We start from the raw sequence: 26280 nt of genomic DNA on the forward strand, positions 1-26280 counted from the left end.
GATGACGCTGCGGGACCTTATCTACTCCGTGTACGAGCGCCGGCTCACGGCGAAGCTCGCGGGTAAGCCGGTGCCCCGGCACGTCGGGGTGATGTGTGACGGCAACCGCCGATGGGCGAGGGAGATGGGCTTCGTCGACCCGAACGACGGCCACCGGGTCGGGGCGGCAAAGATCAAGCATGTCCTCGGCTGGTGTGACCAGGCCGGCATCGGGCACGTCACCCTCTACCTGCTGGCCACCGACAACCTGCGCCGCCCGGCCAGTGAGCTGGACCCCCTCCTCCAGATCATCGAGGACCTGGTGGTGGAGCTGGCGGAGGAGGGCAATCCCTGGCGGTTGCGCATCGTCGGGGCTCTCGACCTGCTCCCGGCGCAGACCGCGGCGGCGCTGAAGGGCGCCGAGGAACGCACCCGCGAGCGCACCGGAGGCGCGGAGGTCAACATCGCGGTGGGCTACGGCGGTCGCCGGGAGATCACCGACGCGGTCCGCTCGCTGCTGTTGGAGCATGCCGCCTCCGGCGGCACGATCGAGGAGTTGGCCGAGGTGCTGGACGTCGAGCACATCGCCGAGCACCTCTACACCCGTGGCCAGCCCGATCCCGACCTGGTCATCCGCACCAGCGGGGAGCAGCGGCTGTCCGGCTTCATGCTGTGGCAGTCCGCGCACTCGGAGTTCTACTTCTGCGAACTCAACTGGCCGGACTTCCGGCACATCGACTTCCTGCGCGCACTGCGCTCGTACGCGACCAGGCAACGCCGCTACGGCGCCTGACCCGGCGGTCTGCCGACCGGCCCGGGTCAGGGTAGGTGGGTCAGTGCCTCGGTGAGAAAGTCACCGAGGGCGGCCGGGGACTCGATAGTGAGGTCGGCGGCGCTGGCGACCTCGTGGCCGGTCTCCGGGTTGGCGACTGCCACGCAGACGCCGAGGAAGTCCGGGTCGGCGGCGGCGCGGGCGCGCAGTGCGGCGAAGGCCTTGATGTCCGAGACGTCGTCACCGAAATACCAGGCACCGGTGGCACCCTTGATCGCCTCGCCGATCACCATGCCCTTGTCGCTGTCGACAGGCGGTTTGAGCTCCAGCACCATCCGCCCGGCCTGCACCCGCAGGCCCAGCCGGTCGGCCTGCGCCTGCCCCCACTGCTGCACCGTCGCGCCGAGCTGTGGGGCGGTCCGCCAGTGCAGTGCCACGGAGAGCCGCTTGTATTCCACGAGCGTGCCGGGCGGCAGCTCCGCTCGGGCCAGGTCGGCCAGCTCCGCCATTGTCGGCACCCAGGGCAGCGCGGCCGGCTCGGTGACGGTCTCCCCGCCGGAGTGGCTGTGCTCCAGCCCGTACAGGCCGTAGAGGTCCACGCCGGTGAGCCCGCCGAGCTGATCCCGCAGGAACTCGACGGGTCGGGCGGAGACGATCGCGACCCGCTGCACGACCGGGGCCAGCGCCTCGATCGCGGTCAGCGCCTTGGGCGCCGGGCGGACCGCTGTCGGATCGTCGTCGACGGGCGCGAGCGTGCCGTCGAAGTCGAAGAAGAGCACTGTCCCGGCCGCCCGGCTGGCGGTGGTCCGCCAGGCCTGGTCGGCGTTCAACGGGGTTCTCGGCTGGTGATTGCCCAGATTCAACGACGGCACGCGCGTCAGCGTACCCCGGCGATGCAGGCTCATTCCTGGCCGAGCGGACCCGTTGTGCGGTAAGCGATCAGCGTTCGGCGGCTCCTCGTCCACGCCGACCGAACGGCACCACCGCTGCCTCCTGGCCGTGGCTCAACAGGTAACCCTCCACGAACCCGGTGTTGCGATCGCCGGTGTGGGTCTCGATCTCGTTGAGCCGTGCCACCAGGAACTCGGTGAGTGCGCTGATCCGGTCGTTCATGCGTTCGTGCAGCTCGGCGACCACGGCCAGGACGACCGCGGTGCCGGCGGTGATGAGCACGAAGAGGTTGACGAGCAGCGGCAGCTGCCCGCCGTCGACCGCGAGGGTCACTGTGTTACCGGTCGCCCAGAGTGTCATCGACACCGTCGCGACCACGACTGCCAACCACTTCAGGGTCATGGACAGACCCCTCCTTTTGTCCCGCAGGGCTGGGTTCGGCCTTGTCCCGTCCCCCCGCCGATGACGAGCCCAAGCAGTACGAATAGGGACGCTAGCGTGCCCGTTCCGGCCCTGGAGGCAAACGAATGAACCCGACCAGGCGTTCTTTCGCCATCTGAGGAACTACCCTGCTTGATTGCCTCTATTTCGGACATCGACCGGCAACGTTGGGCGGTATGCGAGGTATCTAATGGTTTCTCGGATGTGGAACTTCTCCGCGTCCGAAACGTTCGGATCGACCAGGCGGCGCAGCAGGGCCTCCACGTCGGGGTCCATCGGAGGGGCGGGTTGGCCGCTGCGGGGGCCGCTCGCGGTGCGGTCCCAGCCGAGTGCGGCGAAGGCCGCGGCCGGGTTGAGCCCCAGGCCCTCGCAGAAGGCGACAACCCGTTCGGCCTCCGGGTCACTGGCCCAGTCGCCCCGGACCCACCGGTTGATGGTCTGCCGGGAGACGCCGGTGCGTCGGGACACCTCGGTGCCACTCCAGGCTCGGGTCGCCCGTGCCTCGTCGAGGGCGCGGCGGACGAAGGTGGCGAAGGCGATCTTCCGCGCATTGGCCGTCTCGGTCACCCCGTGACGGTACGGCCACGCGGCGTCGGGCGCGCGCCCCGGCTCGCTACTGTCACGCCTACGTGACGGGATCTTCGGATTTCCGGTAAACGATTCAGTGCCACTGTTGAGGGGTGCCACGCGGGCAGAATAGATGCCCGTAGTGGCGAACGTAAGCGGACGAAAAGCTGATACTGTCACGCCCATGGGACAATCTACGGTGTGTCACGTGCATGAGACGATTGGTGCTCACATGCGTCATGCCCCCGACGCCAAGGGGGTGTGGTGACCGAGCTCGCCACCCGCGCCCAGGCCTTCGGGCTGATCGCCGAGGGGGTCGCCGCGGGGCTGACCGCCCCCTGGCGCCTCTACCTCGCCCGAGGCTGCCGCTACCTGTCGCTGAGCGTCGGCGACCGCGCCGAGTGGAACGCCTGGCGTACCCATCTCGGCTGCCCGGAACTGAGCGTCCGGGTCTACGACGCCGGCGGCGAGATCCGCCGCTCCTCGGTGGCCGAGATCGTGCTGGACGGCTGCCGGATCAGTGTCGAGCTGGTCGAGGAGGTCAGCACCGACGACCTGGACCGGCTGCTCGTCGCGGATCCCACAACGATCGAGCCGGAGGAGCGATGACCTGGCGTCCACGCTGGGCCGGTGCTGCCCGATGAGCCCGTTCCTCGCGGTGTTCCTCGTCCTGGTGCTCGGTGCGACCAGCTACGCGGCCGGTCGGTTGCACGGGCAGCTCAGCTACCGCATCGGCTACCGCTTCGGCTACCGGCAGGGCTACTTCGACGGTGACCGGGGCGCCTGGAACCGGCGTCGCCGCGACGCCCAGGCCGCGATCGCCTCCGCCCTGTCGGTCTCCCCGGCGGGCGTGGTCCGCTCGGCCAGCACCGTCGCCCGCCCCGGCACCACGTACACCGGCTCGTCGTTCAGCGCTCCGGCCGCCCCGATCACCGGGCGGCACCCGACCGGCACGCTCGTTCGACGTACCGGTTGAGGTCGGCCGGCGGGCGCAGGCCCGCCGACCGGCAGCACCGACGCGGTGCGTCGTCCGCGGCGGACACGCACCGTCGGGGTCACGTCAGACCGGTGACGGTGACCCCAACCGGCCGGGGTGCGCGCAGGGGGCATGCATCCCGGCCGGTTCCGCCGCGCCCGTCGCCCCTCTCGATGAGGCGCCCGGCGACGCGCCAGTCCTGGGAGTTCCCCGCACGCTGGGGCCATGTGTCAAAGCCCCTGGACTCCGCCTCGGCTCGACCCAGGACTTTGACACAGGCCCTAGCCGGAAGGGTTCGGCGCGGCTAGCGTCTAGGCATGGCGCGGGGTTCTCCCGAGCCAGCCGGTCCGCCCGGATCTGCGACCTCGCGCACGGGGTTCCGCATCCGACCCCGTGTCCCCGGGCACCGGAGGAGGCGGAACACGGGTGGCGGGTGCCCATCCGTCGGAGCAGGCCTGTGACGACTCGCCGTACCACCGCCGGTGCCGACCAGACCCCGGCCGCGACTGCCACGACCCGCCGCGCCACCAGGAGCCGCCGCACGGCGGCCGCCGCGCCGGCCGACCCGAAGGAGCCACGACCAGCCGGCCAGGCCTTTGTCCTGGACACTTCAGTGCTGCTCTCCGATCCGGCGGCGTTCCACCGGTTCGCGGAACACGAGGTGGTGCTGCCTCTGGTGGTCATCACCGAGCTGGAAGGCAAGCGGCACCATCCGGAGCTGGGCTGGTTCGCCCGGCAGTCGCTGCGAATGTTGGACGACCTACGGGTCCGGCATGGCCGACTCGACCGCCCCGTGCCCGCCAACGACGCCGGTGGCACCCTGCGGGTGGAGCTCAACCACACCGACGACGGCGTGCTCCCGCCCGGTTTCCGAACCGAGAGCAACGACGCCCGGATCCTCTCCGTCGCGCTCAACCTCGCCGCCGAGGGGCGGGAGGTGACACTGGTCAGCAAGGACATGCCGCTGCGGGTCAAGGCGGCCTCGGTGGGCCTGCGCGCCGACGAGTACCGCCACGGCCAGGCCAGCGACCCGACCTGGACGGGCATGTCCGAGATGCAGCTCAGCGAGGAGCAGATCGGGTCGCTGTACGCCGGCGAGACGCTCGACCTCGACGAGGCGGCCGGTCTGCCCTGCCACACCGGCCTGGTGTTGCACTCGGGGCGGGGCTCCGCGCTCGGCCGGGTGTTGCCGGACAAGTCGGTCCGGTTGGTCCGGGGCGACCGGGAGGCGTTCGGCCTGCACGGCCGCTCCGCCGAGCAGCGCATCGCCCTTGACCTGCTGCTCGACGAGAGCATCGGCATCGTCTCGCTCGGCGGCCGGGCCGGCACCGGCAAGTCGGCGTTGGCGCTCTGCGCGGGGCTGGAGGCGGTGATGGAGCGTCGCCGGCACAAGAAGGTGATCGTGTTCCGCCCGCTGTACGCCGTCGGTGGCCAGGAGTTGGGCTACCTGCCCGGGTCGGAGACGGAGAAGATGTCGCCGTGGGCCCAGGCGGTCTTCGACACGCTCGGCGCGGTGGTGCACGAGAACGTGCTGGAGGAGGTCACCTCGCGGGGCATCCTGGAGGTGCTGCCGCTGACCCACATCCGGGGGCGCAGCCTGCACGACGCCTACGTGATCGTGGACGAGGCCCAGTCGCTGGAGCGCGGCGTGCTGTTGACAGTGCTGTCCCGGATCGGGCAGGGCTCCCGGGTGGTGCTCACGCACGACGTGGCCCAGCGGGACAACCTGCGGGTCGGTCGGCACGACGGGGTGACGGCTGTCATCGAGGCGCTCAAGGGCCATCCGCTCTTCGCCCACGTGACACTCAGCCGGTCGGAGCGGTCGCCGATCGCCGCGATGGTCACCGATCTCCTGGAGGACATTCCGATCTGAGGGTGCTTTTGCGGCTTTTGTCCGCATAATTAGTGTGGCAGAAGTCACAAACAGCGTGGTTGGTTTCCCATCAGCCTCACTGTGCGCAATCGTGTCCCACGAGCGCCCACGCACCAAGGGGATCGTCGGTGATCGTTCGTCACACGACGGAGGACATCGGCGGCGATCGGTGCGTCGGCGCGACCGGCAAACGGTCGGGGCGCTCGTGGCACGGTTGACGGTCCACCTGTGACCTGCGCCGTGCCGCGTCCATGCCCCCGACGAAGGGACCACTTCGTGAGTCGGCTGTGGAGCCGGTTGGGTGCCCGTACGGCTGCTGTGGCGCTGCTCTCCGTGGGCGTTGCCGGTGGCTTCTACCTGGGCCAGGACCGGGAAACCCAGCAGCAGGGGTTGGTCGAGCAGGCCAGCCTTGAGGTCGACCGGGCCGACCTCGCGTACCAGCGCGAGCGGCAGGCCGCCCACCAGGTGCAGTTCTCCAAGCAGCGGGCCGCCGAATACCAGGCCAAGCTGCGTGCGGCACAGGCCGCCAAGGAGGCCGCCGAGCGAGCCCGCAAGGCCGAGGCCGCCGCGGCGTCCCGCAAGCGCGAGCGCGAGGCCGCCAACGCACCCGCCAAGCCGTACGACGGGCCGATCCCGGCGTCCTGCGAGGAGTACAGCGGCAACCGCAAGACCGGCTGCGCCCTGATGATCGGCGCGGGCTTCGGCATCGCCGAGTTCCCCTGCCTGGAGAAGCTCTGGACCAAGGAGAGCGGCTGGAACCACAAGGCCCGCAACTCCTCGTCCGGCGCGTACGGCATCCCCCAGGCGTACCCGGGCAACAAGATGAGCGCCATCGCGTCGGACTGGCAGACCAACCCGGCCACCCAGATCAAGTGGGGGCTGGGCTACGTCAAGGGCAAGTACCAGACGCCCTGCGGCGCCTGGACCTACTTCCAGAACAACAACCACTACTGACGGCTTCCGCGGGCGGGGCGGGTGGCTCTCCACCCGCCCCGCCTCCGCGCGTACTCCGGACGGGACGTGAGTGGCGGCCGGCCGCTTTTGCTGATAGCAGTTGTCAGGTGAGCCTGCACCCGTCAAGCGGCGACCCCTTCCGGTTCGGCACCGAGGCGTTCTACGCCGCCCTCGGCCGGGCGTTCGTCGCCATGTGCGCGGTGGTCCCGTTCCTCTTCCTCATCGAGGCCGTCGACCAGGGGCTCGCGTTCGGCCTGGACGCCAACGCCGGCATCATCCCGCAACGCATCGAAGGGCTGGACGGGGTCTTCTTCTCCCCGTTCCTGCACCACGGCTTCGACCACCTCTACAGCAACAGCATCCCGCTGATCCTGCTGGGCACGTTCGTGCTGGCCGCCGGCGCCCGCCGCTTCCTCTGGTCGACCCTCGTCATCATCCTGGTGAGCGGGCTCGGCGTCTGGTTCACCGGCTCGCCCAACTCGGTGGTGGTCGGCGCCAGCGGCGTCATCTTCGGCTACCTGGGCATCCTGCTCACCCGGGGCATCGTCGAACGCAGCTGGTGGAACTTCGCGGTCTTCCTGCTGGTCGGCCTGCTCTACGGCTGGCAACTTGTCGGCATCCTCCCCACCGACGAGCGGATCTCCTGGCAGGGCCACCTGTTCGGGCTGCTCGGCGGGGTGGTCGCGGCGATCCTGTTCCGTCGTCGACGGCCGGCAGTGGACGGGCCGGACCACTTCGGGTCCACGCTCAGCCTGCCCTGACCAATCCCCGGCGCGCCCCTGGGACGTGCTTGCCGGACCGCCACCACCCGCCTACGGTCGAGATCAGCACGCGTTGATCCGTAAGCGGAAAGCGACGGTACGCCATGCGGAAGGTCGATGTCGCAGTGATCGGGGCCGGTCCGGCCGGTCTCTTCGCCGCGTACTACGCCGGGTTCCGAGGGTTGTCGGTGGCGGTCATCGACGCGCTGCCCGAGCCCGGTGGCCAGGTCACCGCCATGTACCCGGAAAAGTTGATCCTCGACGTGGCCGGCTTTCCCGCGGTCAAGGGCCGCGACCTGGTGGCCAACCTGGTGGCACAGGCCGCCCCGTTCAAGCCTCAGTACCTGCTCGACACGCGTGCCGAGAAACTGTCGTACGCCGATGGTCTTCCGGTGCTCGGCCTGGCCGGCGGCGAGCAACTCGGGTGCGGGGCGGTGGTGGTCACCGGCGGGCTCGGCAGCTTCAGCCCTCGACCGCTGCCGTGCGCCGACGGCGCTCCCGGCACCGGGATCGTCTACTTCGTCACCGAGCCGACCGAGCTGGCCGACCACGACGTGCTGATCGTCGGTGGCGGCGACTCCGCCTTCGACTGGGCGTTGGCGCTGCAACCGCTGGCCCGTTCGGTGACCCTCGTGCACCGCCGGGAAAAATTCCGGGCGCACGCCTCGACCGTCGCCCGGGTGCTCTCCCTGCCGGTGCGGGTGGTGGTCAACGCCGAGGTGAGCCGGCTGATCGGGGACGGCAGGGTAACCGCGGCCGAGGTGACAGTGCGCGGTGGCGCCACCGAGACGCTGCCTGTGGACACCGTGGTCGCCGCGCTCGGCTTCACCGCCGACCTGGGCCCCCTCGCCGAGTGGGGGCTGCGGCTGGACCGCCGGCACATCGTGGTGGACAGCGCGATGGCGACGAACCTGCCCCGGGTCTTCGCGGCGGGTGACATCACCGAATACCCGGGCAAGGTGCGCCTGATCGCCACCGGCTTCGGCGAGGCGGCGACGGCGGTCAACAACGCGGCGGTGGCCATCGACCCGAACGCCCACCTCTTCCCCGGGCACTCCTCCGACGCCGGCTGACCGTCGGTATCGGACCCGAACCGATCCGTGTCCGGATCGGGACGCCTCGCCCCGACCCTTGGTGAATGACGCGTCCCGCGGCACGGCAGGACGGCGCACCGACGACCCTGCCCTGGCTCTGCCACCCCACCACAGTGCTCGCCCTGGTGCTGCTGCTGGTCAACGACCACGTCCTGAAGCCGGCGACCTACCCTTCGCTCCCGCAGGTGGCGGCGTCTGATCCGCCCTACCCGCACGCGCCCTACCCTTCGCGCCCGCCGGTGGAGCCTGATTCGCCCGCGCCGGTGCAGCTCCGGCCGCCCTACCCGTCGCAGCTCCCACCGGGCTGAGCGTTCCGCGGAGCCGCCAGCGCGGGTAGGTCGGCGCGCGGGGGCGTTCAGGGCGCGGGTAGGTCGGTGCGGGGGGCCGGTGGCGCCAGCGCGGCGATCAGCACCGCCACCATGGTCAGTGCGGCGCCGAGCAGCGTGTTCAGGCCGGGGTGGGAGGCCTCGGTGGGCAGTACCAGGTCCAGCAGGACCGCCCCCACGATCTGGCCGGCGATGGTGGCCAGGCCGAGCAGCAGCACACCGGTGAACCGCACGATCGCGGCGGCGATCGCGATGAACACGATGCCGATCGGGCCGCCGAGGTAGAGCCACGGCTCGCTCGGCAGGTGGCCGGTCGGCCAACCGCGTACCGCGATGTCGATGGCGAACGCGACGAGCAGGGTGACAGTGCCGACGGCGAAGTTGACGAGGGTGGCGGTCAACGCGCTCTCGGCCGCCGCCCGGACCCGTCCGTTGACCGCCTGCTGCCAGGCGATGCCCAGCCCGGCGAGCAGGGGCAGCAGGGCAAGCGCCAGCGTGCCCGGATCGCCGAGCCGGTCGGCCACCGCCAGCCCGACCGCGAGCACGGTGAGCACCGCGCCGGCGAGCCGCTGCCGGGTGACCGGCTGCCGGCCCGTCGGCCCGATCCCGGCCCGGTCCACGGCGAGGCTGCTGCCGGTCTGGCCGGCCACCACCGCCACGGTGAAGACCGCCACGCCGAGCGTGCCGATGGTGAGCCCCTGGGTGGCCACGAGGAAAGCCCCGCACATCCCGCCGAGGCACTGCCACTGTCGCAGCGTTCCCGTCGCCAGGGCACGCCGCGTCGCGGCCAGCCCCCGCCGCCCGCCGGGGGTGGCGGGCACCAGCACCAGGAGCACCAGCAGGCCGATGCCGAACGAGACGACCGCGGCGGCGAAGCCGTCGGCCAGGCGTACCCCCAACTCGCCGTTGATCCGGGACTGCACCGCCACCGTGACCCCGGAGACCGACGCCAGCGTGACGCCGGTGATCCGGCGGGTCGCGGAGATAGCCTGCGGTGTCGCGGCGCCGGCGGTGGTCACTCCTGTTCGGCCAGGGGCCGACCGTCGAAGTCGACGGCGGAGTAGAGCGCCAGCTTCTCCAGCCGGTGGTACGAGTCGATCACCCGGATCGTGCCGCTCTTCGACCGCATCACTATCGACTGGGTGTACGCGCCGCCGGCCCGGTACCGCACCCCGCGCAGCAGATCTCCGGAGGTGACCCCGGTCGCCACGAAGAAGCAGTTGTCACCGGTGACCAGGTCGTCGGTGCCCAGCACCCGGTCCAGGTCGTGCCCGGCGGCGAGCGCCTTCTCCCGCTCCTGCTCGTCGCGGGGCCACAGCTTGGCCTGCATCGCACCGCCCATGCACTTCAGGGCGCAGGCGGAGATGATGCCCTCCGGGGTGCCGCCGATGCCCATCAGCACGTCGACCTCGGACTCGCCCCGGGCGGCCGCGATGGTCCCCGCGATGTCGCCGTCGGAGATGAACCGGATGCCCGCCCCGGTGCGGCGGATCTGGGTGACCAGGTCGTCGTGGCGGCTGCGGTCCAGCACGCAGACCGTCACCTCGGACACGTCGGTGCCCTTGACCTTCGCGATCCGGCGCAGATTTTCGGCCACCCCGGCGTTGATGTCGATCACATCGGCGTACGCCGGACCGACGGCGAGCTTCTCCATGTAGAAGACGGCGCTGGGGTCGAACATCGCACCCCGCTCGGAGACGGCGAGCACGGCGACGGCGTTCGGCATGCCCTTGCTCATCAGGGTGGTGCCGTCGACCGGGTCGACGGCGACGTCCACCTCGGGGCCGGTGCCGTCGCCGACGTGTTCGCCGTTGAAGAGCATCGGGGCGTTGTCCTTCTCGCCCTCGCCGATCACCACCACGCCGCGCATCTGGATCGAGTTGATCAGCTTGCGCATGGCGTCGACGGCGGCTCCGTCGCCGCCCTCCTTGTCGCCCCGGCCCACCCACCGGCCGGCGGCCATCGCGGCGGCCTCGGTGACCCGGACCAGGTCGAGGGCGAGGTTTCGGTCGAGATCCTGTGGGATCCGCGTCCTGGTGTTGGTCATGACGGCTGCTCCTCCTCGCGACGGTGCGGGGACGACCGGCGGCGGGGCGGTCCCCACTGCCGGCTCTGTCGCTGATCCTCACACGATGGCCGACCCGGGGTTGGCGCGGGGCGGTGATGGCCTGGATACCGCCGGTCGGGCGGCTGCGAAGATGGAGGGGTGGAGCCCGCACAGCCAGCCGACCGCGTACCCGCCGACCGCACGCCGCCCGACGGTCAGCCGCCGGCCGACGTCCCAGCCGGCCCCGGTGGTGACCCCGCCGGCGATGAGCCGACGCCACCGCCGGGAGTGCGGCCCGCCAAATCCGAACGGTCGCCGAAGGACATGGCGATCTCGTTGCTGGTGCTGCTCGTCCCGATCGCGCTGCTGCTGGCGTTCTACCGGGGCTTCCTCGGTGGTGACCAGGCCACGACAGTCGATCCGGCCCCGGCCATCGAGCAGGCCCGGTCGGCGAACGTGTTTCCGGTGAGCCAGCCGGAGGGGCTCAGCTCCGAATGGTCGACGGTCAGCGCCCGCTACCAGAGCGTCGACGGCGGCGCGAACCTGCGTATCGGCTATCTCACACCGGAGGGGCGGGGCCTCCAACTGTTGCAGAGCAGTGTGCCGGCGGAGCGGCTGCTCCCCGCCGAGCTGACCGACCAGGGTCAGCCCCGGGGTCCGACCGAGCTGGCCGGGCGGACCTGGCAGCTCTACACGGCCCGGGGCAACCAGCAGGCGTTGGTCCTGCTGGAGCCGACCCGCACGGTGATCGTCATCGGCGACGCCCGGGACAACGAACTCCGCGAGCTGGCCGGATCGCTGCGCTGACCGGCCCGTCCTGGGCCGCGACGACCGGGAACGCCGGCCCCCGATGGCGGCCGGAGAGGGCAATCGGACAGAAGGGTGATTGTCCGACCCGTCAACAGGGAACAGAGAGGGAGTGATCCGGGCGCGCTGCTCGGCCCGGATCGCGCGGCGCGGCCGACGGTGCTGCCGCGTCGCCCGGTTTCCGGCGCCGTCCAGGCCGTCGGGTGACCCTCTTGGGAGACACGTATGACTGTCCGACGACTCGGCGCCGGCCTGCTAGCCGCTGCCCTGATCACGCCCGCGCTGGCCGCCTGCGGCGACGGTTCGACCGGCACCGCCGGATCGACCGCCACCCCGACGGTGACCGCGTCCGGCACGGCGAGCGCGTCCGGCGCTCCGGCGGCGGGCGACGCCAAGCAGGCCCTGCTCGACTCCACCAAGGAGATCAGCAGCGGCAACTTCCGGTTCACTCTCGCTGGCGCCGGCTCGACGGCCGAGGGTCAGGTGCACCAGCCGAGCCAGAGCGCGTCGATGAAGTTCGCCATCGGCGGCCCCTCGTCCGACCTCGCCATGAAGCTCGACGTGATCCACTACAAGCCGGACAGCTGGGTGAAGCTGGAGTTGACCGGCCCCACCGCCGACAGCCTGCCCGCCATCAAGCAGCTCAACCTGGGCAAGTACCAGCACCTGGACCAGGCCCGGATCAAGGGCAACCGCAGTCTCGGCTTCGACTTCGACAAGGTCGACCCGGCCGGCAGCGCGGTGCTGACCCAGGGCATCACCGAGGTCCGCAGCACCGGCACCGGCGCGTACGCGGGCACCATCGACGTCACCAAGGCCGCCGAGGCGGGCTCGTTGAACGCCGCCACGATCGCCGCGTTGGGCACCCAGGCGAAGACCGTTCCCTTCACCGCGAAGGTCGACGCGCAGGGCCGCCTCAGTGAGCTGGCGTTGCAGTTGCCGGCAGCCGGGCAGACCGCCGCCCAGGAGATCAAGATGACGTACTCCGACTACGGTGCCGCCACCGCCGCCCAGAAGCCGCCGGCGGACCAGGTCGTCGAGGCGCCAGCCGAGCTGTACAGCCTGTTCAACTGACGTACGCGCGTGGGGCGGCTCCGGCCGCCCCACCGGCGGTCGGTCAGGAAGCGGGCTCCTGCCGGGCGGCGTCGATCCGTGCCCGCGCGCCGTCGAGCCAGCGTTGACAGATCACCGCCAGCGCCTCGCCGCGCTCCCAGAGCGCCAGCGACTCCTCCAGGGATGTGCCGCCGGCCTCCAGTCGCTCGACCACCGAGGCCAGCTCGGCGCGGGCCTGCTCGTAACTGAGCCGCTCGTCCGGCCCGGCCTTCGTGTCGTCAGTCATCGCACCCATCTCAGCACATCGCCCGCCGGGTCACCGCGTCGCCACTCAGCCGTCGACAGTGGCGGCCAGTTCGCCGTCGGCCAGTCGTACCCGCAACGGGTCGCCCTTGCCGACGTCGGACGCCGCGCGGACGACGTGGCCGTCCGCACGCTGCACGATCGCGTACCCCCGGTCGAGGGTGGCGGCGGGGGAGAGCGCACGCAGCCGGGCGAGGGTGTGGCGCAGGTCGTCGTCGGCGGCCGCGAGCCGGTGTTCCAGGCAGCGGCCGGCCCGCTGGCGCAACGCGGTGAGGTCGGTCGCGCGATGCTCCACCATCACCTGCGGTCGGGCCAACACCGGCCGGGAACGCAACCCGTCGAGTCGGTGCGTCTCCCGGTCCACCAGGTTGCGCACCGCCCGTTCCAGGCGGTGCCGGGCCTGGCCGATGAGGCGTACCTCCTCGGTGAGGTCGGGGACGACCCGCTTGGCCGCGTCGGTCGGGGTGGAGGCGCGGACGTCGGCGACGTAGTCGATCAGCGGCGCGTCGGTCTCGTGGCCGATCGCGCTGACCACCGGGGTACGGCAACCGAACACCGCGCGGCAGAGCGCCTCGTCGGAGAAGGGCAGCAGATCCTCGATGCCGCCGCCGCCCCGAGCGATGATGATCACGTCGATGCTCGGGTCGGCGTCCAGGACCTTGAGCGCGTCGACGATCTGCGGCACCGCGGACGGGCCCTGCATTGCCACGTTCACCGTGCGGAACTCCACCGCCGGCCAGCGTCGCCGGGCGTTTGTCAGCACGTCCCGCTCCGCGGCCGACGCGCGGCCGGTGATGAGCCCGATCCGGCCGGGCAGGAACGGCAGTCGGCGTTTGCGGGCGCGGTCGAAGAGCCCTTCGGCGGCGAGCAGCTTCTTGAGTTTCTCCAGTCGGGCCAGCAGCTCACCGAGCCCCACCTGGCGGATCTCGTCGGCGCGCAGGCTCAGGGTGCCCCGGGCGGCGTAGAACTCCGGCTTGGCGTGCAGCACCACCCGGGCGCCCTCGCGCAGCTCCGGTGCCCCGGCGTCCAGCACGTCCCGGTTGGTGGTGACGGTCAGGCTCAGGTCGGCCGACGGGTCACGCAGGGTGAGGAAGACAGTGCTGGCCCCGGGTCGGCGGCTGATCTGCGCCACCTGCCCGTCCACCCACACCCAGCCGAGCTTGGCGATCCACGCCCCCACCTTCTGGCTGACCACCCGCACCGGCCAAGGCTCCTCCGCGCTGCTCCGCGCCCCCGCCCCCTCGCTCACCCGCCCACCCGCCCCTCACTCACCCGCCCACCCTACGGACCCCCACCGCCTGTCCCGTTGATCATGAGGTTATTGCCCCTGGTGTCGGCGTGTCGCAGCAATAACCTCATGATCAACAGGTCTGGAGGGGGTCGGCACGTACGATGTGGGGGTGACTGAGGCTGAGGCGACTCCCCGGACCGGCAAGCGCGTGCTCCTGGCGAAGCCCCGCGGCTACTGCGCCGGCGTCGACCGCGCGGTGCAGACCGTCGAGGAGGCACTGAAGCTCTACGGTGCCCCGATCTACGTGCGCAAGCAGATCGTGCACAACAAGCACGTCGTGCAGACCCTGGAGGCGCAGGGCGCGATCTTCGTGGAGGAGAACGAGGAGGTGCCGGAGGGAGCCACCGTCATCTTCTCCGCGCACGGCGTCGCCCCCGAGGTCTACGAGCAGGCCAAGGCGCGCTCGTTGAAGGCGATCGACGCGACCTGCCCGCTTGTCACCAAGGTGCACCACGAGGCGAAGCGGTTCGCCGCCGAGGACTACGACATCCTGCTCATCGGTCACGAGGGGCACGAAGAGGTCATCGGCACCGCCGGTGAGGCCCCCGCGCACATCCAACTCGTCGATGGCCCGGACGGCGCCGACAAGATCACTGTCCGCGATCCGGAGAAGGTCGTCTGGCTCTCCCAGACCACGCTCTCCGTCGACGAGACGCTGGAGACTGTGGCCCGGCTCAAGCAGCGCCTGCCGCTGCTACAGTCCCCGCCCAGCGACGACATCTGCTACGCCACCTCCAACCGGCAGCACGTGGTCAAGGAGATCGCCGCCGACTGCGACGTGGTGATCGTGGTGGGCTCGACGAACTCCTCCAACTCGGTCCGTCTGGTCGAGGTCGCCCTGGACGCGGGTGCCCGCGCCGGCCACCTTGTCGACTTCGCCCACGAGATCGACGACGCCTGGCTGGAGGGGGCCAACACGGTGGGCCTGACCTCCGGCGCGAGCGTCCCGGACGACCTGGTCCAGGAGGTGCTGGCCTACCTCGCGGAGCGGGGCTTCGCCGACGTCGAGGAGATCACCACCGCCAACGAGCGGCTCACGTTCTCGCTCCCGCAGGAGCTGAAGCGGGACATGAAGGCCGCGGCGGCGCGCGGCTGAACACGGGAACGAACCCGGCCCGGCGTACGTCAGATTCGGCATGAGGACCTTTCGGCTCGTCGTCCCCGCGCTGACCGTCTGCGTGGCGCTGAGCGCCTGCGGCAGCCAGGGCGCCGGACGCGGCAACCCCCCGCCGATGCCGACCGGAACGCCGCCGGTGACCAGCCAGCCCACGCCCGACCCGACCGGCATGCCCTCGACCGTCGACCCCGCGCCGACCGGCACGCCGTCGATCGTCGACCCCGCGCCGACCGGCTTGCCCTCGCGCCCGAAGCCGGGCGGTCCGAGCACGCCCCCGGGGGTCCGGGCCACCACCCTGTCCGGGGTGGTGCAGGGCGGGGTGGAGCCCAACTGCGTACTGCTCGACGGCTACCTGCTCCTCGGGGGGCCACGGGACGTGCTGACCCCGGGTGCGCGGGTGGAGGTCACCGGCCGGGCCGAACCCGGCATGATGAGCACCTGCCAGCAGGGCACCCCATTCGTGGTGTCGAACGCCAACCGGTCCTGAACACCGGCCCTAACGGGTCGTGACCTCGTCGTCGGCCGGATCGGCCAGCTCGGGCGCCTGCGGCTGCCGGGGCGTCAACTCGACCTGCGCGGGCGTGGCCAACTCGTCGTCCGAGACGCCCAACTCGGCGAGCTTGCGCGCGCTGACCAGCACCCGGGCCTCCAACGACCCGACCGCCCGGTTGTACGCGGTCACCGCCCCGGCCAGCGACGACCCGAGCTTGCCCACGTGGTCGCCGAGCGTGGAGAGCCGACCGTACAGCTCCCGCGCGAGGGTGTGCACCGCGAGCGCGTTGCGGGCCAGCGCCTCCTGCCGCCAGGAGTACGCGACGGTCCGGAGCAGTGCGACAAGCGTGGCCGGCGTGGCCAGCACCACGTTGCGGGTGAACGCGTGCTCCAGCAGCGTCGGGTCACGCTGGAGCGCGACGTCGAGGAACGTGTCGGCCGGAATGAACAGCACCACGAACTCGGGTGAGTTGTCGAACGCCGACCAGTAGGACTTGGCGGCCAGCGCGTCGACGTGCCCCCGCAGGTGGCGGGCGTGCGCGTCGAGGTGGGTGTCCCGGCCGCGCTCGTCGCGGGCCTCCATGGCCGTCAGGTACGCGTCGAACGGCGCCTTGGCGTCCACCACGACCGATCGGCCGCCGTGCAGCCGGACCACCAGATCCGGTCGGACGACCTGCTGGTCGGTGGCGGCGGTGACCTGTTCGGAGAAGTCGCAGTGCTCCAACATGCCGGCCGCCTCGACGATCCGGCGTAGCTGGTGCTCGCCCCAACGGCCTCGCACCTGCGGCGCGCGCAACGCCGCCACCAGTTGCTTGGTCTCGGTGCGCAGCTCGCCGGAGACGGCGGTCATCGAACGGACCTGCTCGCGCAGCTCGGCGTACGCGTCGACCCGGTCGTGCTCCAGCTCGGCCACCCGCAGCTCGTAGCGGCGCAGGGTGTCGTGCAGCGGCGCGACCGCCCGGGCCACCGCCTCCTGGGACTGTGCGGTGGCCTCGTAGCTCAGCGCCCGCATCGACTGCTCCAGCCGACCCTCACCCTCCCGGGTGGCGGCCAGTGTGGCGTCGAGGCGGGCGATGTCGGCCGCCGAGCGGGACCGCGCCGCGAGCCAGCCCACCGCCCCGCCGGCACCGAGGCACACGATCACCACGAGCAGGGTCGAGACGTCCATCACCGGAGCTTGCCAGACGGGTACGACGAGACAGCCGGGGGTACGTTCGATGGCATGGAACTTGTGTTGTGCCTCGCCGTGGTGGTGGTCGGCGGGCTGGGTGCCGCGGCGCTCGTCCGCGCCCAGGCCAACGCCCGGCAGCGCACCGCGCTCGGCGATGCCCGCGCGGAGGCGCAACGGTGGTACGAGCGCCTCGGCGGCCAGTTGCTGAACCTGCACGGCGACGACCCGGCGGTACGCCAGGCGCTGGCCGATGCCGGTGAGCGGTACAACGCGGCCGGCTCGCAGTTGGAGCAGGCGCGTACGCCGCACCAGTTCGGGCTGGCGCGGGAGACCGCGCTGGAGGGGCTGGCGTACATCCGGGCGGCGCGTACCGCGCTGGGCATCGATCCGGGTCCGGAGGTGCCGACGCTTGCCGCCGCGCGCGGCGTGGGGCAGCTCACCAAGGAGCGCGAGGTCGACGTGCAGGGGCAGACCTTCCGGGCCGGCCCGCAACCCGGCCGGGAAACCCCCTACTACTACCCCGGTGGGCGGTATCAGGGTCGACCGGTGCCGGCCGGTTGGTATTCGACGCCGTGGTGGAAGACCGCGCTGGGCGCCGGCGCCGGTGTGCTCGGCGGCATCCTGATCGCCGACGCGCTGTTCTCGCCCGCCTTCGCCGACCCCGGGTACGGCTACGACGCCGGCTACCAGGAGGGCTTCGGCGACGGCGTCGACCAGGGCGGCGACTTCGGCGGTGACCAGGGCGGTGACTACGGCGGCGGTGACCAGGGCGGTGACTACGGCGGTGACTACGCCGGCGGTGACTACGCCGGTGGGGACTTCGGGGGCGGGGACTTCGGGGGTGGGGATTTCGGCGGCGGCGACTTCTGACCGTCGTTCAGACCCACGCAAACGGGCCCCGGTCGCACCGACCGGGGCCCGTTCCGCGTTCGGCCTGGTCAGCCGGTGTTGCGCATGCCGGCGGCGATGCCGTTGACAGTGGTGAGCAGCGCGCGTTCCAGGGCGGTGCCGTCACTTGGTGCGCGTCGGCCGCCCGGAGCGGTGGCGATCGCCCGCCCGGCGGCACCGGACTCCCGGTACTGCCGCAGCAGCGCCACCTGGAGATGGTGCAGCGGCTCCAGGTAGGTGTCACGGACGGCGAGGGTGCGCTGGAGCACCGGCGAGTTTTCCAGCAGGGCGGGTGAGGCGGTCACCGCCAGCACCTCCCGCTTGGTCAGCTCGTACTCCTGCTCGATCTGTTCGAAGATCGGGTGCAGCTTCTTCGGGACCAGGGTCTCGACGTACCGGCGGGCGATGCTCAGGTCGGTCTTGGTCACCATCATCTCGACGTTCGACAGGAACGTGCGGAAGAAGTGCCAGTTGCGGTGCATCTCGGCGAGCACGTCCGCCAGACCGGCCTCGCGGGCGGCGGCCAGCCCGGAGCCGACGCCGAACCAGCCCGGCACGATCTGCCGGGTCTGCGTCCAGCCGAACACCCACGGAATGGCCCGCAGGCCGGACAGCCCCGCGCCGGTGTTCGGACGCTTCGCCGGCCGGGAGCCGATATTGAGCGCGCCGAGCAGCTCGGTGGGGGTGGACGCCCAGAAGTACGCCGGCAGGTCCGGGTCCTCGACGAGCGATCGGTAGCGCCGGAACGCCGATTCGGAAACCTTGTCCATCGTCGCGTCCCAGCGTTCCAGCATCTCGGCCGGCTGTCGGGGCGCGGTGTGCAGCAGGGTGGCCTGGAGCACCGCGGCGAGGGTGAGCTCCAGATTTTCCCGGGCCAGGGACGGCAGGGTGTACTTGTCGGAGATCACCTCACCCTGCTCGGTCACCTTGATCGCGCCGTCCAGCGTGCCGTACGGCTGGGCCAGGATCGCCTCGTGCGTCGGCCCGCCGCCGCGCCCGACAGTGCCGCCCCGGCCATGGAACAGCCGCAGGTGCACACCGTGTCGGGCGGCCACGTCGCGCAGCGCGCGCTGCGCCCGGTGGATCGACCACTGGCTGGTGGTGATGCCGGCTTCCTTGTTGGAGTCGGAGTAGCCGAGCATGACTTCCTGCACGTCGCCGCGAGCCCGCACCAGCGCCCGGTACGCGGGCAGCGACAGCAGGTCGTCGAGGAGTTCGCCGCCGGCGTTGAGCTCGGCCGGGGTCTCCAGCAGCGGCACGAACCCGATCCGGGCGCGCCCGCTGTGCACGTCCACCAGGCCGGCCTCGCGGGCCAGCACCACCGCGGCCAGCACGTCGTCGATGCCCATGGTCATCGAGATGATGTACGACTCGATGACCTCGGTGCCGAACCGGTCCTGTGCCTCCCGGATGGTGCCGAACACGTCGAACGTCTTGCGGGCGGGCTCGGAGAGCGGAGTGTCGAGGGTGGACAGCGGTCGCCGCCCGGTCAGCTCGTCGGCGAGTAGCTTGGTGCGATCCAGTCGGCTCAGCGCCGGATAGTCGGAGACCTCGCCGACGGCCTCGTAGAGCTGGGCGAGCACCGCGTGGTGCGCCTCGGCGTGCTCCCGGACGTCCATTGTGGCCAGGTGCAGGCCGAACGCGGAGACGGTACGGATGGTCGAGGCCAACCGGCCGACGGCGGTGAGCTGCCCGGAGTTGCGGGCCAGCGAGGCGCGCAGCAGGTCCAGGTCGGCGATCAGCTCGGCGGAGCCCCGGTAGTCCCGGCCCGGCACGTGCGCGGTGCCCTGGCGCAGGCGTTGCCGGGTGTTGGCGAGCTTCGCCTTCACGCAACGCGCCTTGAGCCGGTACGGCTCCTCGGCGTTGACCCGCCGGAACCGCGTCGCCACCTCGGGCAGGGCGTCCAGGTCGGCGGCGAGGCTGGCGGAGAGGTCCAGCGACACGCCGCGCAGTCGACGGGAGACCGAAACCTCGTTGATCAGGTGGTCCATCGCCTTCTCGGTGGCCGCGATGCCGTGCTCGTGCTGGATGGTCAGCACCTCGCGAGTGACCGCCGGGGTGACGAACGGGTTGCCGTCGCGGTCGCCGCCGATCCAGGTGCCGAAGCTCAGCGGCCGGGCCGTGGGCGAGGTCTCCACGCCGAGGGTACGCAGCGTGTCGGCAAGATCGTCGAGCACCTGCGGGGCGGCCTCGGCGTAGAGGTCGCGCAGGTAGTAGATGGCGTTGCGGGCCTCGTCGGTCGGGTCCGGCCGGTCGAGGCGCAGCTCGTCGGTCTGCCACATCAGGTCCAGCAACTCGGCCAGGCGGCGGTTGGCCGGGCCCTCGTCGCTGGCGCCGTAGAGGATCGCGTTGGCGGTCTCGGTGTCCAACTCGTCGGCGATCGCCCGCAGCTTGGACAGGATCGAGCGGCGGGCCGCCTCGGTCGGGTGGGCGGTGAAGACCGGGCGGACCGCCAGCCGGCGTGCCGCGTTGGCGATCTCCTCGGCCGGCACCCCACGCTCGGCGATCATCTTGGCCGCCTGGTCCAGCCAGCCGCCCTGCACCGCGCGACGGCGGCGCAGATCCCGGGCGCGGTGCACCTGCTCGGTGATGTTGGCCAGGTGGAAGTAGGTGGAGAAGGCGCGGGCCAGCTTGGTGCCGGTGGTCACGTCGAGCCCGCCGAGGCGCTGGGCGGCCGCCGGGGCGTCGGTGCGGACCTGGGCGCGGATCTCCTCGACGAGGTCGAGCAGCGGGCGACCCTCCTGGCGGGCCAGGGTCTGACCGAGCAGGGTGCCGAGTCGGCGGATGTCGGCACGCAGCGCGGCGTCGGGGCCGTCGTGGTCGTGCTGGTCAGTCACGGTGCGCTCCCTCACGTGGATGCGAAGGACAGCGCTGTCCGACTCACTGGATGGTATCCGCGCCCACCGTATGTCTGGAGACCCCCGGGTGATCCACTGCCCCTGGGGTGGTGTTTTCGGGCGTGATCTCAACCACCGTGCCGGGCCGATCCGGGGCCGCCCGTGGCTGATCCGGGGCCGGGGCGGGCCCGGCGGCGACCCGGCGGCTCCGAACCAGGCTCGCGCTGGCCCGGGCGGTTCGCCGTCTATCTGGCGAAAACCGCTTGGCTGGTCGATCAGCTTCTGATCATGGTGCCGCTGCGCTACCCGCCCAAGCCGCGTCCGGGCGACCGGGTCGCGGTCGTCTCACCGTCCGCCGGCCTACCGGCGATCTTCCCCCACGTGTACGAGTTGGGGCTGCGCCGGCTGCGCGAGGAGTTCGGACCGGAGCCGGTGGAGTATCCGACCACCCGGGTCTTGGTGCGTTACTGACGGCACCTGCGCGCGGTGCACGCACCCCTGGGGAGGTGCGTGCACCGGCATCCGCAGGTGTCAGTCGGTCGCGCAGAGGACCGACCGCAGCGCGGCCAGGGCGCCAGCGCTCGCCGGCACCGGCGGCAGGCCCCGAACGTCTGCGTCGATGTCGTAGACGTTGCCGGCGAGGACGAACTGCCGGGAGTTGTCCAGGCTGGTCGCCGCGAGGCTGGTGAAGCCCGGCCCACCGCCGTCGGTCGTCCACACCGACGTCGGGCCCGCGGCGCAGGGGACCGTCATCCGTTGCACGCCCAGCCCGTACCCGTCCGGCCCGTCGTCGGTGGGCACCAGCGTCTCCAGCGCGCGCTGCTGTGCCGGCGCGAGCAGTCGCCCGCCGAACAGCGCCCGGTGGAACCGCGCCAGGTCCGCCGCCGTCGAGATCATCGCCCCGGCGGTCCAGTCGTAGGACGGGCTGAACGTTGTCACGTCTCGCCCGGCCAGGTCATAGCCGTGCAGGTGCCGGCCGTGGATCTCCGGGTCGGTGACCGGGAACGAGGTGTGCCGCAGACCCAGCGGGCCGATGATCCGCCGCCGCACCTCGATTGCCGCGTCCCGGCCGGTGACCGCCTCGATGATCAGACCGGCCAGCAGGTAGTTCGTGTTCGAGTAGCCCCACGAGGTGCCCGGGGCGAAGTCCGGCCGGTGAGCCACCGCCAGGGCGATCACCGTGCGGGGTGCGATGACCCGGTCCCAGTCGTGGTCGTCGAGGTACGGCGCCCAGAAGCCCCGTTCGCCGGTCGGGTCCCAGACGCCGCTCGTGTGGTTGAGCAACTGCCGGACGGTGATCCTCGAACCGTCGTTGCCGTTGCCCCGGACGACCCCGGGCAGCCACCGCTCGATCGGATCGTCGAGGGTCAACCGACCCTCGCCCACCAGCTGTAGCAGCACCGTCGACACGAACGCCTTGGTGTTGCTGGCGATCCGGAACCGGTCGTCCGGCCGCGCCCGCGCCCCGGTGGCCCGGTCGGCCATCCCCGCCGCCACCTGCCACCGTCGGCCGTCCACCCGGCCGTACGCCACCGCACCGGGAAAACCGTCCGCGACCAGTTGGTCGAGCGCGGCCACCATCGCCTGGCGTTCCGCACCTGGTTGGCCGGCACGAGCCGGCATGGGCACGACGGCGAGTGTGGCGACCAACGAGCCGACCGACACCACCACCGCCCACAGTGAACGCTTCATGACCCTGCTCCCCTCGACGCTACGACGTCTGTCCCCGTCGACCCTGTCGAACCGCGGCGCGTGGGTGAATGCGGATCTCCCGCCGGTCGGGTGGGGTTAACCCGACAGATCACGACGGGTTGACCGGCTGGGCGGGTGACTCGTGCCCCGGCATGCTGATCCGGTACGAGTCGGCGCGACATCAGCCGGCACGATGGCGTCCGGCGTCGTGTTGACCGGCACGGTCTCGTCCGCCGTGGTGTCGTCCGGCAGGTCGGGAGGATCAGATGACGCGTCTGCGGCAACTCCGCCACCAGGTCGGGTACGTGCTTGTCGCAGTGCCGCTGGCGGTCGTCGGCTTCGCGTACGCCGCTCTCACTGTCGTGGTCGGCGGCCTGCTCTCGCTGACGCTGCTCGGCCTGCCCCTGCTGTCCTCCGGCGTCCTCGGCGCCCGCGGTTGGGGCCGGCTGCACCGCGCTCTCGCCCGGGCGGCGCTCGGGCTGCGGGTCGACGCGCCACGCCCGGTCCGCCGACGGCCCGGCCCGGTGGGGTACGTCCGCACCGGCCTGGGCGATGCCACGGGGTGGCGGGCGATGGCCTATCTGATCGTCAAGCTGCCGGTGACAGTGCTCGCGGCGGCGGTGGTCGCGGTCTTCCTCTGCTACCCGGTGTTCCTGGTCAGCCACCCGCTCTGGTGGAAGTTCGTCCAGCCGGTCAACACCGACAGCACGGGCCGGCCGCACCGCGCCGCCCTGCAACTCGGGGACTTCTTCTTCGACACCTGGCCCCGATCGTTCCTGCTGGCCGGGATCGGTGCCGGGATGCTTCTCGCCGGTCCCTGGCTGCTGCGCGCCGTACTGTTCTCCGACGAGCTGCTGATCCGCGGCCTGCTCGGCCCGAGCGGCCTCGACGAGCGGGTCGACACCCTCGAACGGACCCGCGCCCTGGCCGTCGACGACGCCGCCGCGCTGTTGCGCCGCATCGAACGCGACCTGCACGACGGCACCCAGGCGCAACTCGTCGCGCTGGCGATGAAGTTGGGCATGGTCAAGGAGAAGCTCGCCGACGGCGCCGGGCCGGAAGCCAGGGCACTCGTGGAGACCGCGCACCGGGACGCGAAGACCGCTATCACCGACCTTCGGGACCTGGCCCGGGGCATTCACCCGCCGATGCTCGACAACGGGCTGGAGGCGGCGCTGGCCACCCTGGCGGCCCGGGGCGCCGTACCTGTGGAGTTGCGGGTCGCGTTGCGCGAGCGGCCCTCGCCGGCGGTGGAGACGATCGTCTACTACTGCGTCGCCGAGTTGCTCACCAACGTCGCCAAACACTCCACCGCCCGGCGGGCGGCGGTCGAGGTACGCCAGGAGGGCGGCCTGCTGCGGGTGCGGGTCTCCGACGACGGTGGCGGCGGAGCCAGCATCGGCTCGACGGCCCACGCCCTGCCCGGCGGCGGGCTGGCCGGGCTGCGTGACCGGGCCCGTACCGTGGACGGCACCATGCGCATAGACAGCCCACCCGGCGGGCCGACGCTCGTCACAGTGGACCTCCCGGTACGCCCATGACCGGGCTGCGAGTGGTCCTCGCCGAGGACTCCGGGATCCTGCGCGACGGGCTCACCTACCTGCTCACCGACCGGGGGCACCGGGTGCTCGCCGCCGTGGCGGATCCGGAGGCGCTGCGGGCCGCCGTCGACGAGCACCACCCGGACATCGCGGTGATCGACATCCGGATGCCGCCCACGTACACCGACGAGGGGCTGCGGGCGGCGCTCGCCGTCCGCGCGGTCCATCCCGGCACACCGGTGCTGCTCTTCTCCCAGTACGTGGAGACCCGGTACGCGGCGCAGCTGCTCGCCGGCGGTGCCGGGGGCGTCGGTTACCTGCTCAAGGACCGGGTGGCCGAGGTCGGCGAGTTCGTCGACGCGCTCACCCGGGTCGCCGCCGGGGCGACGGTGCTCGACCCGGAGGTGGTGACCCAACTGCTCGGTGCGGCCCGCGGTGGCGAGGAGTTGGGCCGCCTCTCCGAGCGGGAACGGACCGTCCTGGCCCTGATGGCCCAGGGGCGGTCGAACGTGGCGATCGCCGCGGCGCTGTTCCTCAGTGTGGGGGCTGTGGAGAAACACATCACCAGCATCTTCGCCAAGCTCGGCCTGCCCCCGTCCGAGAGCGACCACCGCAGGGTCATCGCGGTGCTGCGCCACCTCCAGGCCGGATCCTGACCAGTCGACCCAGCCACGCGCCCGCGGGGGCGTACCTCACGCTCGGTCCGTCTGCTCCGACACAACCTCCGCGATCTTGCACTTTCTGTCGCCGACCTGGGCGCATATGCCACGTGTGTCGGGACAGAAAGTGCAAGATCGCTTGGGGCTTGGGGCTTGGGGCTTGGGGCTTGGGGCTTGGGGCTTGGGGTTTTCGGGGGTTCAGGGGGTTAGGAGGGCGAAGGCGCGGACCGGGAAGGTGCCCATGCCGGCCACTCTCGGTGGGGCCGCCGTGAACCGGAACCCGCTCGGCGGGAGCGCGTCCAGGCCGGTCAGGTGCTCCACGATCGGGATGCCGGCGGCGAGCAGGGTGCTGTGCGCGGGGCGTACGCCGCCGGCCGCCCGGCTCATGTCGTCGATGTTGATCGAGTCGATGCCGACAAGTGCGGCACCAGCGTCGGCCAGCGCCTGGGCGGCGTCCCCGGTCAGGTAGGGCGCCTCCGGCGCGCCGTACCGTTCGGTGCCGAAGTGCACGTCCCACCCCGTGTGCAGCAGCACCGCGCATCCCGCCACCTCGTACGGGGCCAGCAGCAGCCGGTCCACGGCCCGCGTCCCGGCCGGCACTCGGACCACCACGCCCGGTAGGTCGGCGAGCCGGTCCAGCGGCACCCCGGTCAGGTCGTCGCCGCCGGCCCAGCGGTGGGCGGGGGTGTCCAGGTACGTGCCCGTGTTGGCGATCATGTCGATCCGGGCCACGTGGAACTCGGTGCCCGGCGCGTAGTTCGCCCGGGACGCCGCGAAGGTCAGCCAGTCACTGATGCGCGGTGCCGGCCAGCCAGGCAGCGTGATCATCCCATCGCTGATCACATGGCTCAGCTCGACAAGCCGGCGATCGGAGCCGGACTCCTCGACGGCGACGCCCCGGCCACCCTTGTGTGGCTCTTCGATGATCGTCTTCGCGCTGATCCGGACCTCGGCGACCATCAGCAGCCCGAGGTGCCGGACGAACAACGCCGCCAGGTCGTCGTCGCTGATCTCCGGAGCCGGAATGTCCAGCCGGAACTCCTCGGTACGCAGCCCGCCGCCGTTGGCGAAGCTCACCTGCGCGTCGAACTGTGCCCGCCACTGCCCCATCACGAAACCCGACCACAGACACCACCCACCGGTCAAGATCCACGCTTAGCCGGCAGGTCAACCCGGGACAGGAAGTGCCCGATCGGGGAGCGGGTGGGGCCCGGCTTGGCGATCATGGAGTTGTGGTGCCGACCTTGGGGGCTTTACGGGCGTTCTGTCACCCACCACAACTCCATGATCGGCGAGGCAGTGCTGGTTGACGAACAGCCGTTTCACCTAACGCAACGGCGTTGAGATCCTGGATCGAGCACGATCTTGAGGCGGCACGCGGGAACGGCACTGCGAGCGGCCCCTCCCCGCCCCGGGGCGGCCACGTGTGCGCTCCCCGGGCGGCCACGTGTGCGCTCGTCGTCAAGATCCGCACAACTTCGGGGAAACTGCTGCCTCCCGCGCCCCGGAAGCAGCAATTTCCGAGAAGTTGCGCGGATCTTGGGGCGGGCGAGAGGCGCCCCGTGCGCCCCGCGCGGGGCTGGACGCGGGGGCTGCGCCTGAGGTGTTGAACTGCGTGGAGGCGCGGGAGCGTTGGGCGTGGGGGTGTGGCGCGGACCTGGGTGGAGGAGGCGCGTGGGCGGGTGGGCGTGCGACGCGACGCGGACCACGGCGGAAGGGGTTGTGTGTCGGTGCGCGGGGATAGGCTT

At 71.6% G+C, this 26280-nt stretch carries 27 protein-coding genes; 16 read left to right on the forward strand and 11 right to left on the reverse strand.

Annotation, left to right across the window (positions count from 1 at the left end; genetic code table 11):
* Position 1 precedes the first annotated feature (1 nt).
* A complete protein-coding gene (locus AB0A95_RS11905) occupies positions 2-772 on the forward strand; it encodes an isoprenyl transferase (RefSeq protein ID WP_357555672.1) in 771 nt (256 codons plus the stop codon).
* Positions 773-798: 26 nt separating this feature from the next.
* On the opposite strand, the gene otsB is transcribed toward AB0A95_RS11905, so the two are convergent.
* The 3 genes from otsB to AB0A95_RS11920 all read right to left on the reverse strand — a co-directional run bounded on the left by otsB (position 799) and on the right by AB0A95_RS11920 (position 2650).
* Positions 799-1623, reverse strand: a complete 825-nt coding sequence (gene otsB / locus AB0A95_RS11910; protein ID WP_357555673.1) for a trehalose-phosphatase — start codon at positions 1621-1623, stop codon at positions 799-801.
* Between the two features lie 67 nt (positions 1624-1690).
* Positions 1691-2044 (reverse strand): hypothetical protein, encoded by a 354-nt coding sequence (locus AB0A95_RS11915; protein ID WP_357076510.1) that lies wholly within the window; start codon positions 2042-2044, stop codon positions 1691-1693.
* 162 nt (positions 2045-2206) lie between these two features.
* Entirely contained in the window at positions 2207-2650 is a 444-nt protein-coding gene (locus AB0A95_RS11920; protein ID WP_357076513.1) for an XRE family transcriptional regulator, read from the reverse strand.
* Between the two features lie 264 nt (positions 2651-2914).
* On the opposite strand from AB0A95_RS11920, the gene AB0A95_RS11925 reads away from it, so the two are divergent.
* From AB0A95_RS11925 to AB0A95_RS11955, 7 genes are all read left to right on the forward strand, one after another.
* Complete coding sequence (locus AB0A95_RS11925; RefSeq protein ID WP_354995764.1) at positions 2915-3259, forward strand: hypothetical protein; 345 nt, start codon at positions 2915-2917, stop codon at positions 3257-3259.
* A 31-nt stretch (positions 3260-3290) separates the two neighbouring features.
* A complete protein-coding gene (locus tag AB0A95_RS11930) occupies positions 3291-3626 on the forward strand; it encodes a hypothetical protein (protein WP_357076516.1) in 336 nt (111 codons plus the stop codon).
* A 457-nt stretch (positions 3627-4083) separates the two neighbouring features.
* Positions 4084-5499, forward strand: a complete 1416-nt coding sequence (locus tag AB0A95_RS11935; protein WP_357555674.1) for a PhoH family protein — start codon at positions 4084-4086, stop codon at positions 5497-5499.
* 276 nt (positions 5500-5775) lie between these two features.
* Positions 5776-6453, forward strand: a complete 678-nt coding sequence (locus AB0A95_RS11940; RefSeq protein WP_357555675.1) for a lytic transglycosylase domain-containing protein — start codon at positions 5776-5778, stop codon at positions 6451-6453.
* A gap of 107 nt (positions 6454-6560) precedes the next feature.
* Entirely contained in the window at positions 6561-7214 is a 654-nt protein-coding gene (locus AB0A95_RS11945; protein ID WP_357555676.1) for a rhomboid family intramembrane serine protease, read from the forward strand.
* A gap of 104 nt (positions 7215-7318) precedes the next feature.
* Complete coding sequence (locus AB0A95_RS11950; protein ID WP_357555677.1) at positions 7319-8287, forward strand: NAD(P)/FAD-dependent oxidoreductase; 969 nt, start codon at positions 7319-7321, stop codon at positions 8285-8287.
* Between the two features lie 65 nt (positions 8288-8352).
* On the forward strand, positions 8353-8616 hold the full coding sequence (locus AB0A95_RS11955; RefSeq protein ID WP_357555678.1) for a hypothetical protein: 264 nt from the start codon (positions 8353-8355) through the stop codon (positions 8614-8616).
* 47 nt (positions 8617-8663) lie between these two features.
* Here the strand turns inward: AB0A95_RS11955 and AB0A95_RS11960 are convergent, their stop codons facing one another.
* Positions 8664-9620, reverse strand: coding sequence for a DMT family transporter (locus AB0A95_RS11960; protein WP_357555750.1), 957 nt, complete (start codon positions 9618-9620; stop codon positions 8664-8666).
* Between the two features lie 29 nt (positions 9621-9649).
* Positions 9650-10681 carry a class II fructose-bisphosphatase gene (glpX, locus tag AB0A95_RS11965; RefSeq protein ID WP_357555679.1) on the reverse strand — a complete coding sequence of 344 codons (1032 nt, stop codon included), beginning with the start codon at positions 10679-10681 and terminating at the stop codon, positions 9650-9652.
* Positions 10682-10840: 159 nt separating this feature from the next.
* On the opposite strand from glpX, the gene AB0A95_RS11970 reads away from it, so the two are divergent.
* Together AB0A95_RS11970 and AB0A95_RS11975 are read left to right on the forward strand one after the other, a co-directional pair.
* On the forward strand, positions 10841-11488 hold the full coding sequence (locus tag AB0A95_RS11970; RefSeq protein WP_357555680.1) for a DUF4245 domain-containing protein: 648 nt from the start codon (positions 10841-10843) through the stop codon (positions 11486-11488).
* A 225-nt stretch (positions 11489-11713) separates the two neighbouring features.
* A complete protein-coding gene (locus tag AB0A95_RS11975; RefSeq protein WP_357555681.1) occupies positions 11714-12562 on the forward strand; it encodes a hypothetical protein in 849 nt (282 codons plus the stop codon).
* Positions 12563-12605: 43 nt separating this feature from the next.
* Here AB0A95_RS11975 and AB0A95_RS11980 read toward each other — a convergent pair whose 3' ends face one another.
* Positions 12606-12827, reverse strand: coding sequence for an exodeoxyribonuclease VII small subunit (locus tag AB0A95_RS11980; protein ID WP_030328827.1), 222 nt, complete (start codon positions 12825-12827; stop codon positions 12606-12608).
* 45 nt (positions 12828-12872) lie between these two features.
* Positions 12873-14093 (reverse strand): exodeoxyribonuclease VII large subunit, encoded by a 1221-nt coding sequence (gene xseA / locus AB0A95_RS11985; RefSeq protein ID WP_357555682.1) that lies wholly within the window; start codon positions 14091-14093, stop codon positions 12873-12875.
* 151 nt (positions 14094-14244) lie between these two features.
* Here xseA and AB0A95_RS11990 point away from each other — a divergent pair, with 151 nt between their 5' ends.
* Positions 14245-15231, forward strand: coding sequence for a 4-hydroxy-3-methylbut-2-enyl diphosphate reductase (locus AB0A95_RS11990; protein WP_357555683.1), 987 nt, complete (start codon positions 14245-14247; stop codon positions 15229-15231).
* 40 nt (positions 15232-15271) lie between these two features.
* Positions 15272-15739: a hypothetical protein gene (locus AB0A95_RS11995; RefSeq protein WP_357555684.1), complete on the forward strand. Its 468-nt coding sequence runs from the start codon at positions 15272-15274 to the stop codon at positions 15737-15739.
* A gap of 9 nt (positions 15740-15748) precedes the next feature.
* On the opposite strand, the gene AB0A95_RS12000 is transcribed toward AB0A95_RS11995, so the two are convergent.
* On the reverse strand, positions 15749-16912 hold the full coding sequence (locus tag AB0A95_RS12000; protein WP_357555685.1) for a DNA recombination protein RmuC: 1164 nt from the start codon (positions 16910-16912) through the stop codon (positions 15749-15751).
* Positions 16913-16966: 54 nt separating this feature from the next.
* Between AB0A95_RS12000 and AB0A95_RS12005 the strand changes: the two genes are divergently transcribed.
* On the forward strand, positions 16967-17785 hold the full coding sequence (locus tag AB0A95_RS12005) for a hypothetical protein (protein ID WP_357555686.1): 819 nt from the start codon (positions 16967-16969) through the stop codon (positions 17783-17785).
* Positions 17786-17853: 68 nt separating this feature from the next.
* Here AB0A95_RS12005 and ppc read toward each other — a convergent pair whose 3' ends face one another.
* Positions 17854-20640 (reverse strand): phosphoenolpyruvate carboxylase, encoded by a 2787-nt coding sequence (ppc, locus tag AB0A95_RS12010; protein WP_357555687.1) that lies wholly within the window; start codon positions 20638-20640, stop codon positions 17854-17856.
* Between the two features lie 288 nt (positions 20641-20928).
* On the opposite strand from ppc, the gene AB0A95_RS12015 reads away from it, so the two are divergent.
* Positions 20929-21111, forward strand: a complete 183-nt coding sequence (locus AB0A95_RS12015; protein ID WP_357555688.1) for a hypothetical protein — start codon at positions 20929-20931, stop codon at positions 21109-21111.
* Between the two features lie 60 nt (positions 21112-21171).
* Here AB0A95_RS12015 and AB0A95_RS12020 read toward each other — a convergent pair whose 3' ends face one another.
* Positions 21172-22332, reverse strand: a complete 1161-nt coding sequence (locus AB0A95_RS12020; RefSeq protein WP_357555689.1) for a serine hydrolase domain-containing protein — start codon at positions 22330-22332, stop codon at positions 21172-21174.
* 266 nt (positions 22333-22598) lie between these two features.
* Here AB0A95_RS12020 and AB0A95_RS12025 point away from each other — a divergent pair, with 266 nt between their 5' ends.
* Together AB0A95_RS12025 and AB0A95_RS12030 are read left to right on the forward strand one after the other, a co-directional pair.
* The gene (locus tag AB0A95_RS12025; protein ID WP_357555690.1) at positions 22599-23873 is read left to right on the forward strand and encodes a sensor domain-containing protein; all 1275 of its coding nucleotides are present in this window, start codon (positions 22599-22601) and stop codon (positions 23871-23873) included.
* A 5-nt stretch (positions 23874-23878) separates the two neighbouring features.
* Entirely contained in the window at positions 23879-24529 is a 651-nt protein-coding gene (locus tag AB0A95_RS12030; RefSeq protein WP_357555751.1) for a response regulator transcription factor, read from the forward strand.
* A 201-nt stretch (positions 24530-24730) separates the two neighbouring features.
* Here the strand turns inward: AB0A95_RS12030 and AB0A95_RS12035 are convergent, their stop codons facing one another.
* Complete coding sequence (locus tag AB0A95_RS12035) at positions 24731-25642, reverse strand: cyclase family protein (RefSeq protein WP_357555691.1); 912 nt, start codon at positions 25640-25642, stop codon at positions 24731-24733.
* Between the last annotated feature and the right edge of the window lie 638 nt (positions 25643-26280).

This window comes from Micromonospora sp. NPDC049230 (assembly GCF_040647875.1).
In the GTDB taxonomy this organism is placed as follows: domain Bacteria; phylum Actinomycetota; class Actinomycetes; order Mycobacteriales; family Micromonosporaceae; genus Micromonospora.

Excerpts from the sequence above, each read along its gene's own strand:
- AB0A95_RS11905 (WP_357555672.1), top strand. The coding sequence starts at position 2 with ATGACGCTGCGGGACCTTATCTACTCCGTGTACGAGCGCCGGCTCACG.
- AB0A95_RS11915 (WP_357076510.1), bottom strand. The coding sequence starts at position 2,044 with ATGACCCTGAAGTGGTTGGCAGTCGTGGTCGCGACGGTGTCGATGACA.
- AB0A95_RS11930 (WP_357076516.1), top strand. The coding sequence starts at position 3,291 with ATGAGCCCGTTCCTCGCGGTGTTCCTCGTCCTGGTGCTCGGTGCGACC.
- AB0A95_RS11950 (WP_357555677.1), top strand. The coding sequence starts at position 7,319 with ATGCGGAAGGTCGATGTCGCAGTGATCGGGGCCGGTCCGGCCGGTCTC.
- AB0A95_RS11955 (WP_357555678.1), top strand. The coding sequence starts at position 8,353 with ATGACGCGTCCCGCGGCACGGCAGGACGGCGCACCGACGACCCTGCCC.
- glpX (WP_357555679.1), bottom strand. The coding sequence starts at position 10,681 with ATGACCAACACCAGGACGCGGATCCCACAGGATCTCGACCGAAACCTC.
- AB0A95_RS11975 (WP_357555681.1), top strand. The coding sequence starts at position 11,714 with ATGACTGTCCGACGACTCGGCGCCGGCCTGCTAGCCGCTGCCCTGATC.
- AB0A95_RS11980 (WP_030328827.1), bottom strand. The coding sequence starts at position 12,827 with ATGACTGACGACACGAAGGCCGGGCCGGACGAGCGGCTCAGTTACGAG.
- AB0A95_RS11995 (WP_357555684.1), top strand. The coding sequence starts at position 15,272 with ATGAGGACCTTTCGGCTCGTCGTCCCCGCGCTGACCGTCTGCGTGGCG.
- AB0A95_RS12000 (WP_357555685.1), bottom strand. The coding sequence starts at position 16,912 with ATGGACGTCTCGACCCTGCTCGTGGTGATCGTGTGCCTCGGTGCCGGC.
- AB0A95_RS12005 (WP_357555686.1), top strand. The coding sequence starts at position 16,967 with ATGGAACTTGTGTTGTGCCTCGCCGTGGTGGTGGTCGGCGGGCTGGGT.
- AB0A95_RS12015 (WP_357555688.1), top strand. The coding sequence starts at position 20,929 with ATGGTGCCGCTGCGCTACCCGCCCAAGCCGCGTCCGGGCGACCGGGTC.
- AB0A95_RS12020 (WP_357555689.1), bottom strand. The coding sequence starts at position 22,332 with ATGAAGCGTTCACTGTGGGCGGTGGTGGTGTCGGTCGGCTCGTTGGTC.
- AB0A95_RS12025 (WP_357555690.1), top strand. The coding sequence starts at position 22,599 with ATGACGCGTCTGCGGCAACTCCGCCACCAGGTCGGGTACGTGCTTGTC.
- AB0A95_RS12035 (WP_357555691.1), bottom strand. The coding sequence starts at position 25,642 with ATGGGGCAGTGGCGGGCACAGTTCGACGCGCAGGTGAGCTTCGCCAAC.